At 56.7% G+C, this 3440-nt stretch carries 2 rRNA genes (1 of these 2 running past the window's edge); both read right to left on the reverse strand.

Features of this window, described 5'->3' with window-relative positions:
* Positions 1-1499, reverse strand: a 23S ribosomal RNA gene (locus AB0J91_RS32825) (it extends 1271 nt beyond the left edge of the window).
* A 220-nt stretch (positions 1500-1719) separates the two neighbouring features.
* Positions 1720-3242: ribosomal RNA gene (locus AB0J91_RS32830) — 16S ribosomal RNA — on the reverse strand.
* Together the 16S and 23S rRNA genes form the textbook arrangement of a ribosomal RNA operon.
* Positions 3243-3440 lie beyond the last annotated feature (198 nt).

Raw genomic sequence — 3440 nt, forward strand, 5'->3', positions numbered from 1 at the left:
CGTATGCACGGGTACGGGAATATCAACCCGTTATCCATCGACTACGCCTGTCGGCCTCGCCTTAGGCCCCGACTCACCCTGGGCGGACGAACCTTCCCCAGGAACCCTTGGTCATCCGGCGGAAGAGATTCTCACTCTTCACTCGCTACTCATGCCTGCATTCTCACTCCCACACAATCCACACCACGCTTCCGCGGACGCTTCACCTCGTGCAGGACGCTCCCCTACCCAACCCAACAAAAGTTGAATTGGCATGGCTTCGGCGGTGCGCTTCAGCCCCGCTACATTGTCGGCGCAGGACCACTTGACCAGTGAGCTATTACGCACTCTTTCAAGGATGGCTGCTTCTAAGCCAACCTCCTGGTTGTCTAAGCGATCCCACATCCTTTCCCACTAAGCGCACACTTGGGGGCCTTAGCCGATGCTCTGGGCTGTTTCCCTCTCGACGACGAAGCTTCTCCCCCGCCGTCTCACTGCCACACTCAACTCAGGCGTATTCGGAGTTTGGCTGATCTCAGTAACCCGTGAAGGCCCATCAACCAACCAGTGCTCTACCCCACCCAAGCAACATGCGACGCTGCACCTAAATGCATTTCGGGGAGAACCAGCTATCACGGAGTTTGATTGGCCTTTCACCCCTACCCACAGCTCATCCCCCAGGTTTTCAACCCTGGTGGGTTCGGGCCTCCACACGGTCTTACCCGCGCTTCACCCTGGCCATGGGTAGATCACTCCGCTTCGGGTCTACACCACGCGACTCCAACGCCCTATTCAGACTCGCTTTCGCTCCGGCTACCCCCAACGGGTTAACCTCGCCACGCAGCAGTAACTCGCAGGCTCATTCTTCAAAAGGCACGCCATCACAGTTGCTAAGACTGCTCTGACGGATTGCAGGCACATGGTTTCAGGAACTATTTCACTCCCCTCCCGGGGTACTTTTCACCATTCCCTCACGGTACTATCCACTATCGGTCACCAGGAAGTATTTAGGCTTAGCGAGTGGTCCCGCCAGATTCACAGCACCCTCCACGAAAGCGCTGCTACTCGGGAACACCACCACACACCGGCCACGCATTTTCGTCTACCGGACTCTCACCGTCTCTGGTCAGGTTTCCCAACCTGTTCAACTAACACGCAACACAAATGCTGAGAGGTCAGTAGCCCTCTCCAACGATGTCCCACAACCCCGCACACGCAACCCCTACCAGGTATCCCACGCGCACGGTTTAGCCTCTTCCGCTTTCGCTCGCCACTACTCACGGAATCACCAGTGTTTTCTCTTCCTACGGGTACTAAGATGTTTCACTTCCCCGCGTTCCCCCTCACACCCTATATATTCAGGCATGAGTAACCCGACATCACTCGGGCTGGGTTTCCCCATTCGGACACCCTCGGATCACAGCTCGTTTGACAACTCCCCGAGGACTATCGCGGCCTACCACGTCCTTCATCGGCCCCTGGTACCAAGGCATCCACCATGTGCCCTAAAAAACTTGGCCACAAAGATGCTCGCACCCACTATACAATTCTCAAACAACAACCCGAAAAAACAACCACACACCCAACCGGGCACGTGGTGTGTCCTCTCAGATACCCAACAGTGAACCGTTCTCAAAGGTTAGTGTGTTCCACAATCCATCGAGCACCCGTGGTGAACGACACTCGCGCTCAACCCACGGAAACTCCCAGCCTACGACCGGGGTTTATGTTGCTCCTTAGAAAGGAGGTGATCCAGCCGCACCTTCCGGTACGGCTACCTTGTTACGACTTCGTCCCAATCGCCAGTCCCACCTTCGACCACTCCCTCCCAAAGGGTTAGGCCATGGGCTTCGGGTGTTACCGACTTTCATGACGTGACGGGCGGTGTGTACAAGGCCCGGGAACGTATTCACCGCAGCAATGCTGATCTGCGATTACTAGCGACTCCGACTTCACGGGGTCGAGTTGCAGACCCCGATCCGAACTGAGACCGGCTTTAAGGGATTCGCTCCACCTCACGGCATCGCAACCCTCTGTACCAGCCATTGTAGCATGTGTGAAGCCCTGGGCATAAGGGGCATGATGACTTGACGTCATCCCCACCTTCCTCCGAGTTGACCCCGGCAGTCCCCTACGAGTCCCCGGCATAACCCGCTGGCAACATAGGGCAAGGGTTGCGCTCGTTGCGGGACTTAACCCAACATCTCACGACACGAGCTGACGACAGCCATGCACCACCTGTACACCAACCACAAGGGAAACCGTATCTCTACGGCTGTCTAGTGCATGTCAAACCCAGGTAAGGTTCTTCGCGTTGCATCGAATTAATCCACATGCTCCGCCGCTTGTGCGGGCCCCCGTCAATTCCTTTGAGTTTTAGCCTTGCGGCCGTACTCCCCAGGCGGGGCGCTTAATGCGTTAGCTACGGCACGGAAACGGTGGAACCCATCCCCACACCTAGCGCCCAACGTTTACGGCATGGACTACCAGGGTATCTAATCCTGTTCGCTCCCCATGCTTTCGCTCCTCAGCGTCAGTATCGGCCCAGAGACCCGCCTTCGCCACCGGTGTTCCTCCTGATATCTGCGCATTTCACCGCTACACCAGGAATTCCAGTCTCCCCTGCCGAACTCAAGTCTGCCCGTATCGACCGCACGCCCACAGTTAAGCTGCAGGTTTTCACGGCCGACGCGACAAACCGCCTACGAGCTCTTTACGCCCAATAAATCCGGACAACGCTCGCACCCTACGTATTACCGCGGCTGCTGGCACGTAGTTAGCCGGTGCTTCTTCTACAGGTACCGTCACCCGAAAGCTTCGTCCCTGTCGAAAGAGGTTTACAACCCGAAGGCCGTCATCCCCCACGCGGCGTTGCTGCGTCAGGCTTTCGCCCATTGCGCAAGATTCCCCACTGCTGCCTCCCGTAGGAGTCTGGGCCGTGTCTCAGTCCCAGTGTGGCCGGTCACCCTCTCAGGCCGGCTACCCGTCGTCGCCTTGGTAGGCCACTACCCCACCAACAAGCTGATAGGCCGCGGGCTCATCCTGCACCGCCGGAACTTTCCACACACAGGAGATGCCTCCGTGTGTCATATCCGGTATTAGACCTCGTTTCCAAGGCTTATCCCAGAGTGCAGGGCAGATTACCCACGTGTTACTCACCCGTTCGCCACTAATCCACCACCGAAGCGGCTTCATCGTTCGACTTGCATGTGTTAAGCACGCCGCCAGCGTTCGTCCTGAGCCAGGATCAAACTCTCCAACAATGCCTTGTTGAAACAATCCCAGCACACACTCAACAACCCACAAAGGGTCGGAGCGTGATACTCAAAGAAACCACCAACCACCAACACGAAAAACTCGCATCACTGGTCAGGGGCATAAAAGAACACTAACCAAAACAGTCCACTGTTGAGTTCTCAAAGAACACACCCACACCATCGCCACAACCCCATTTCCAGGGC

The organism is Saccharopolyspora sp. NPDC049357, from assembly GCF_040677225.1.
GTDB lineage: Bacteria > Actinomycetota > Actinomycetes > Mycobacteriales > Pseudonocardiaceae > Saccharopolyspora.